Origin of the sequence: Brachyspira catarrhinii, assembly GCF_005518285.1 — a bacterium.
Lineage (GTDB): Bacteria > Spirochaetota > Brachyspiria > Brachyspirales > Brachyspiraceae > Brachyspira > Brachyspira catarrhinii.
In genome coordinates this window covers 1-7,335 of record NZ_SJDU01000087.1, presented here as the reverse complement: position 1 = coordinate 7,335, position 7,335 = coordinate 1, and the positions used below count along the sequence as shown (strand labels likewise).

General features: G+C 32.3%; 8 protein-coding genes. All 8 read right to left on the bottom strand.

The features are described 5' to 3' along the window. Positions 1–47: 47 nt before the first annotated feature. Positions 48–716, bottom strand: a complete 669-nt coding sequence (lepB, locus tag EZH24_RS04800; protein ID WP_137997983.1) for a signal peptidase I — start codon at positions 714–716, stop codon at positions 48–50. A 14-nt stretch (positions 717–730) separates the two neighbouring features. Continuing rightward, complete coding sequence (gene gatC / locus EZH24_RS04795) at positions 731–1,060, bottom strand: Asp-tRNA(Asn)/Glu-tRNA(Gln) amidotransferase subunit GatC (protein ID WP_137997982.1); 330 nt, start codon at positions 1,058–1,060, stop codon at positions 731–733. Between the two features lie 194 nt (positions 1,061–1,254). Continuing rightward, positions 1,255–2,376, bottom strand: a complete 1,122-nt coding sequence (locus EZH24_RS04790; RefSeq protein WP_236847071.1) for a sugar ABC transporter permease — start codon at positions 2,374–2,376, stop codon at positions 1,255–1,257. Positions 2,377–2,378: 2 nt separating this feature from the next. Then, complete coding sequence (locus tag EZH24_RS14900) at positions 2,379–2,756, bottom strand: ATP-binding cassette domain-containing protein (protein WP_201798563.1); 378 nt, start codon at positions 2,754–2,756, stop codon at positions 2,379–2,381. Continuing rightward, positions 2,711–3,892, bottom strand: coding sequence for an ATP-binding cassette domain-containing protein (locus EZH24_RS04785; RefSeq protein WP_201798562.1), 1,182 nt, complete (start codon positions 3,890–3,892; stop codon positions 2,711–2,713). The genes EZH24_RS14900 and EZH24_RS04785 overlap by 46 nt, the downstream gene beginning before the upstream one ends. Before the next feature lie 110 nt (positions 3,893–4,002). Beyond that, complete coding sequence (gene xylF, locus EZH24_RS04780) at positions 4,003–5,028, bottom strand: D-xylose ABC transporter substrate-binding protein (RefSeq protein ID WP_137997981.1); 1,026 nt, start codon at positions 5,026–5,028, stop codon at positions 4,003–4,005. Positions 5,029–5,052: 24 nt separating this feature from the next. After that, on the bottom strand, positions 5,053–6,366 hold the full coding sequence (gene xylA / locus EZH24_RS04775) for a xylose isomerase (protein ID WP_137997980.1): 1,314 nt from the start codon (positions 6,364–6,366) through the stop codon (positions 5,053–5,055). A gap of 216 nt (positions 6,367–6,582) precedes the next feature. Then, positions 6,583–7,335 (bottom strand): ROK family protein (locus EZH24_RS04770; RefSeq protein WP_137997979.1); only part of this gene is annotated, 753 nt, incomplete at its 5' end.

Sequence of the window (7,335 nt, the reverse complement as noted above, 5' to 3'; positions counted from 1 at the left end):
AAAATAAAATCGCGAAAATTATATTATAGAAAATATAAAAATTCAAATTAACGATTGATTACTTTTCCGTTTATAAAAGAAAAATTGACGCTTCCGAAATCTCTGCTATCGTATCCGTAATCTCTGTTGTCCGAAAGAACAAAATATTCGTTATAGCCGACAATATAAGGTCCGAAATTATCTCTTCCCGAAATGTCCGAATTCAAAATCCGCAAATCGTTATTTATATTCGCCCAAGATTCTTCCAAAAGGCTTCCGTTGATATAAACTTTTTTTTCTCTTATTTCTATCGTTTCGTTTGGAAGCCCGATAATTCTCTTTATCAAATATCTTTTTTTAGAAATATTTACATTTCCGAAAGTGGCAAAATAAACCGCGTAAGAAAAAAATCTCTTTATAAAATTTTCGCTCGAACTTCTTGGGTCTGTCATAAAAATTATATCTCCTCGTTTCGGTCTTGAAAATATAATTGTTTTTCCCGTAAGCGAAGATACGAAAGGTTTAATCGCAATCGCATATCTTAATTTTGAAGTTATTACCGTTTCGTTTTCTTCTATAGAGTTTAACATGGCAGAACTTTTCATTTTATCGAATCTGACAAATATCGTAAGTATTCCAAAAATAAAAAATGCGATTATAAATCCTAAAATAATTCTTACAAAAATTTTATATAAAACGGCTATATTGAATATAAAAAATTTTGTTTTTTCTTTCATTATTTTAACGATTGTTATTTAGAAATCTTTTTTGCCTGATGTTCACTATTTTCCAAAGCTGCTGGAACCGCTGGAACGACTATATAACCGTATTCTCCGCTTCTGCAAAGATTCATTATAGTTTCGTTGTCCAAAGTTTCGCCTTCTTTGTCCTCTCTCAAATATTCGGGCAAATCGATTACATGATAAAGTGGCGGAATATTGTCGACATTAACTTCAAATAAATCTTCTATAAATTCCAAATCTTTATTTAATCTGCTTAACATTTCTTCTTTTTGATTTTCTTCTATTCTTAATCTCGTTTGATATAAAAGCGCTTCCAATTCTTCTCTATCCGTTTTCATAATTAATAATTTCCTTTTTCTAAAAAATTTCAAAATTGATTTTAATAATATAGCATAAAATTATTATTTTTCAATAGGATTTATAAAATATATTAGAAAATATTAAATTTATAATATGAATGAATACCAACTATAAATAAATTTTAAGAAGATATTCATTCATACTTTTATTTTATTATTAAAAATATTATTTTTTAATTAGACTTATTCTTTGTGGCAATATCCATCCAAACGGCTAATAATAAAACGATGCCTTTGATTATATTCTGCCAAGAAGAATCCAATCCGATAATGCTCATTCCGTTATTTAAACTCGCTATAATTAAAGAACCTAATAAAGCTCCCAATATCGCTCCCGTTCCTCCGCTTAAACTTATACCTCCTATAACGCAGGCGGCTATGGCGTCAAGTTCGCTGTTTAATCCAGTCGATGGGACTGCGGACGCTAATCTTGCCGTATTTATTATTCCAGCAAAAGCGGCTATGATTCCGTTTACGGTAAAAACTAAAAATATATATTTTTTAATATTTATACCCGAATATTTGCAGGCTTCCGCATTTCCGCCGATAGAATAAACAACCCTTCCATATACCGTATTGTTTGAAACATAAGAAGCTATAAAAGTGATTACAAGCATTACTATGACGGGTAAAGGTATTCCTCTGTATCCGTTCATCCAAAATACGAATAAAAAAGAAACCGCAATAGTAAGAATTAAATTTATTAATAGAGTTCTTCTTTCCTGCAAGTTTTCATTTTTAATTATTTTCTTAATATTAAGCAAAACATAGCATAAAACGAATATTAATAACAATATCCATGCCGCTAAAGGCGGAATATTCCCGTTTCCTATAAAATTAAAATTAGAATTGTTAACCGCCAAAGTTTGTCCTTTCGTTATATATAAAACGATGCCTCTATATGCAAGTAGTCCCGCTAAAGTAACTATGAAAGCTGGAACTTTTCTATATGCAACCCAAAAGCCGTTTATAGCTCCTATTATAAATCCGAATATTAAAGTAATTATTATGGTTAATGTGGAATTATATCCAGCTCTGAGTAAAATTCCCGCTATTCCTCCGAGTAATCCTAACATAGAACCTACCGACAAATCAATATTTGCGGTAATGATTACGAAAGCCATTCCTATAGAAAGTATTCCCGTTATACTCATCTGACGAAATAAATTTGATATATTTCTTGACGATAAAAATCCTCCTCCCGTTATCGCTCCGAAAAATCCCCATAGAATAATCACTATTAAAAATAGCATAAATAAATTATATTTTTTTAAGAAATTTTTTAAATTAAACATTTTTATTCTCCTATTGCGGCTGTCATTATTATTTCTTGAGTTAATCCTTTGTTATCCAACGAAGCTTTAATTTGTCCTTCATGCATAACTATAACTCTGTCGCTTAAACCCAATATTTCTGGTAATTCGGAAGATATAAGTATTACCGAACATCCAGATTCTACTATAGAAAATATATAATTATATATTTCGTATTTAGCTCCGACATCGATTCCTCTCGTAGGTTCGTCCAAAATCAAAATTTTAGGTTCGATTAATAAACTTTTTGCCAAAACGCATTTTTGCTGATTTCCTCCGCTCAAATTTTTAATCGGCGAATCGAGAGTCGGTATCTTTATCGAAAGTTTTTCTTTATATTCCAAAGCGGCTTTTTTCTCCAATTTTTATCCAAACTTCCTTTTACGGAATAGTTTTTTATTGTGGAAAGTATTATATTATTCTGAACGCTGTCGTTTAGAATTACTCCCTGCGTTTTTCTTTCTTCGGGGACAAAACCGATTTTTAATTTTACGGCGTCTTCAGTTTTCTTAATATTTAGTTTTTCGCCGTTTAAATAACTTTCTCCGATATAATCGCCCGTATAAGCTCCGTATATTGCGGAAAGTAATTCAGTGCGTCCAGAACCAACCAAGCCAGAAAATCCTAAAATTTCTCTTTCTTTCAAATAAAAAGAAGCGTTATCGACTTTCTTTATATTTGAATTGACTTTGTCGTAGAGAGTATAATTCTTCGCTTCAAAAATTATATCTCCAATTTCTCTTTCTCTTCTTGGAATTAAATTTTCTATACTTCTTCCAACCATAAGCGAAATTATTTTGTCGCTATGCATATCTATAGTTTTGCCTTCGCCTACGCTCACTCCGTCTCTTATTATTTCCACTCTGTCGGTTATCGCTTCTATTTCGTCTAATTTGTGGCTTATGTATATTGCGCTTAATCCTTTTTCTTTAAGAGAAAAAATTATTTCTATAAGTTTTGAAATTTCTTTTTCGGTTAATGATGAAGTAGGCTCGTCAAATATCAGTATATTCGCGTTTTTAGATATTGCCTTCGCTATCTCAACCATCTGCTGTTCGCCCGTTCCCAAATCTTTTATTTTAGATTTAGGGTCTATATTTGGCGCTATAACGGAGATAGCTTTTTTAGTTTTTATATACATTTCATCTTTATTTAATATTCCAAATTTATTTAGAAAATTACCTAAAAATATATTTTCCATAACATTCATTTCAGGTATGAGATTAAGCTCTTGATGTATAATCGCTACGCCAGAATTTTCAGCGTCTTTAATATTGTTAAACTTCATCTCTTTTCCGTTAATGAATATGCTTCCTTCATAGCTTCCGAAAGGATATATTCCCGATAAAATTTTCATAAGAGTAGATTTTCCCGCTCCATTTTCTCCGCATAAACCCAATATTTCCTGTTTCTTTAAGGTAAGGTTTATTCCCGAAAGAGCTTTTACTCCAGAAAAACTTTTATGTATATCCTTCATTTCAAGAATATAATTATCCATTGTTTTCCTCTTTTTAATTAAATTTTAATGCTTTATGTTATCAATCGAATGATTAATTAAAATCAAACGAAAAATAACATAAAACATCATATTTTTATTTTTTATTTTAATTAATTTCCGTAAACATCTTCTCTGGTAGCCCAGCCGTCCGCTATTACGGTAGAATCCAAATTGTCTTTAGTGACTTTAATCGGCTCTATATAGAAAGTTGGAACATCTTTATAACCGTTATTTAAGGAACCGTTGCTTTCTACGGTTTCGCCTTTAGCCAAAGCAACCGCCGCTTTTGCGCATTCTACGGCTATTTGTTTTACAGGCTTATAAACCGTAACCGCCTGCTCGCCTTTCGCTATTCTTTGTAATGCCGCTAAATCGGCGTCTTGTCCAGAAACGGGAACTTTGCCCGCCAATCCTTGAGCCTTTAAAGCCTGAACTGCGGCTCCTCCGATAGCGTCATTTGCCGCTACTATGGCGCTTACATTATTATTTTGAGCGGTTAACATATCCTCTATGATTTGCAACGCTACATCTGGAAGCCAATCTTTTGTCGCTTGTTCGCCTATCAATTCTATATCGCCTCTTTCAATATAAGGTTGAAGAGTGTCCATAGCGCCTTTTCTGAAAAATCTCGCGTTATTGTCGGTTGGAGAACCGCCTAAATAATAAAATCGTCCTTTGTTGGTTATTTCCAAAACGCCTTCCGCTTGCATTCTTCCCACTTTTTCCAAATCGAATGTTATATAATGAGCGATATCGCAATTATTTATCATTCTATCGTAAGCCAAAGTTGGAATTCCGTCTTGAGAAGCTTGCATAATCGCTGGAGAAAGACTGTTTCCATCGTTGGCTATTACCACAAGAACATCTATATTTTGAGCTATTAGATTTTCTATATCGGCTAATTGTTTAGTGGCGTTGCCATCGCTTGAAACATAAGTGACATCCGCTCCGAGTTTTTGAGCTTCTTCCACAAAATAATCTCTATCTTTTTGCCATCTTTCCAATCTTAAATCGTCCAAAGACAAACCGATTTTTATTTTCTTTCCTTGAGCGTTATTTCCGCCTTCGTTAGAACAAGAAATAAAACATAAAGCAAAAATTGTTAAAACTGATAATAAAATTTTTAAACTTTTCATTCTTAATCTCCTTTGTTTAATTTTTTAATTATTATAAATAAATTGATTCAATTTAGCTTCAAGCATCTCTTGATTTCCGCTTGGAAGCCCTTTTTCTTCTAAATTGATAGCGTAGTCGAATAATTCTTCAAACGAAGTGGATTTGCTTTCTATTTTAGCTCCAATTCCGCTATTATAAGAACTATATCTTTCTTCTATAAATTTATCAAAGAAACCGTCTCTTATGATTTTGTCGGCAATTCTTAATCCCCAAGCCAAAGTGTCCATTCCCGCAATATACGAGTAAACCAAATCTTCCATAGTATGCGAAGGTCTGCGAACTTTAGCGTCAAAATTAAATCCGCCATTTTTCAATCCGCCGTTCTTTATAACTTCAATCATCATAAATACAGCGTCATAAATATTAGTCAAAAACATATCGGTATCCCATCCTAAAAATGTGTCGCCGTAGTTTATATCGACAGAACCTAATTTATTATGATTTCTCGCCACTTGCATCTCATGTTGCATAGTATGTCCCGCAAGAGTAGCGTGATTCACTTCCAAATTAAGCTCAAAATATTTATCGAGTTTATAATGATACAAAAATTCTAAAGTGGTTGCGGCGTCAAAATCGTATTGATGTTTGGTTGGCTCTTTTGGTTTCGGTTCGATAAAGAATTGTCCTTTGAATCCTATCTTTTCTTTATATTCCACAGCCATAGATAAGAAATAAGCCAAATGTTCCAATTCTCTTTTCATATCCGTATTTAAAAGAGTTTCATAACCTTCTCTGCCTCCCCAAAATACATATCCTTTAGCGTTTAGTTTTTTAGCTATGTCCATAGTTTTTTTAGTTTGCGCGGACGCTATTGCAAAAACATCAGCGTAAGGACTCGTAGCCGCTCCATGCATATATCTCGGATTGGTGAATAGGGAAGAGGTTGCCCATAAAAGCTTTTTACCCGTTTTATTCATGCTCTCTTCTATCAATCCGATTATAATATCCAATTTTTCGTTGGTTTCTTTTAAACTTTTGCATTCGGGAGCTAAATCTCTATCATGAAAGCAAAAATAATTTATTCCCAACTTTTGCATAAGCTCGAATCCCGCTTCGACTCGCATTTTTGAAGCCTCGAGAGGTTCTTTGCCGTTCCATGGTCTCGTTGCGGCGGCGCTTCCAAACGGGTCGCTGCTTCCCGAAGCCAAAGTATGCCACCAGCTCATAGCGAAAGGCATCCATTCTTCCATAGTTTTATTTCCTATGGTTTCGGACGCGTTGTAGTGTTTGAATGAAAAAGCGTCATTGGAATCTTTGCCTTTATAAACCGCTTTTTCAATGCCTTTGAAATATTCCATTCTTTTACCTCGAATAATTTTATTAATAAAATGAATTTACTTAATTTGTATATTAATTAAATCATCTTACTTTATAAGTATAATATATTTTTTATTATTTGTCAATACTTAAATCAAATTTTTTTCGCTGATTTTTATGAATTTTTCTATATTTTTTATATTTATTATGAATTTTACAAATAGAATTGTAGATTTTAGTTAAAATTTTTTAAAAATTCATTTAAAAATATTGTCTTCGTATATGTAGGGGAAGAAGTTAATCAATCCCGCTCCGATTAATGAAGATTTATCTCCGAATTTTGATTTTACAATCATTATATTAAATTGCGAATGAAAATTATTCTTTTCAAAAATTTCTTTTGCTATATAAGGATATATTCTCTCCAAATAATTTGTTATTTTTCCGCTCAATATTATTTTATTGGAATCGTATATTGATAAAAGGCTTCTTATTCCAATTCCTAAAATTTTCCCGTATTCTTTTATGACTTCTTCGCATTCTTCCTCTTTGCTTTCAAAAAGTTCTTCTATAGTTTTCAAATTAATTTTATGTTTATTCATAATATTTTTGAGTCCGTCATAAGATGCGTATCTTTCAAAACATCCTCTGTTTCCGCAAGCGCATTGTTCTCCGTCCATAATAATTGTAAAATGTCCTACTTCTCCCGCAAATCTATGAGCGCCTTTCAATAATTTTCCGTCAACTATCTGTCCTCCGCCGACTCCGAAATTAGAAATCGATATTAACATATAATTATTTTTATCTAATTCTTTAGAGACAAAAAATTCTCCAAGAACCGCGCTATTCGCTTCGTTTTCAAGCAGAATTTCTAAATTTAATTCTCTTTCCAAATTGCATATATTTATATCGGTTAATCCTAAATTTGTGGCGTATAATATATTTTTTCTGTCGAAACTTATATTGCCTGGTATAGAAATTCCAAGTTGTTTTATATTTTTCGATTCTGC

What these genes read in the sequence shown, in the direction of transcription:
- lepB (WP_137997983.1), bottom strand. Translation starts at nt 716, where the DNA reads ATGAAAGAAAAAACAAAATTTTTTATATTCAATATAGCCGTTTTATAT.
- gatC (WP_137997982.1), bottom strand. Translation starts at nt 1,060, where the DNA reads ATGAAAACGGATAGAGAAGAATTGGAAGCGCTTTTATATCAAACGAGA.
- EZH24_RS04790 (WP_236847071.1), bottom strand. Translation starts at nt 2,376, where the DNA reads ATGTTTAATTTAAAAAATTTCTTAAAAAAATATAATTTATTTATGCTA.
- EZH24_RS04785 (WP_201798562.1), bottom strand. Translation starts at nt 3,892, where the DNA reads ATGGATAATTATATTCTTGAAATGAAGGATATACATAAAAGTTTTTCT.
- xylF (WP_137997981.1), bottom strand. Translation starts at nt 5,028, where the DNA reads ATGAAAAGTTTAAAAATTTTATTATCAGTTTTAACAATTTTTGCTTTA.
- xylA (WP_137997980.1), bottom strand. Translation starts at nt 6,366, where the DNA reads ATGGAATATTTCAAAGGCATTGAAAAAGCGGTTTATAAAGGCAAAGAT.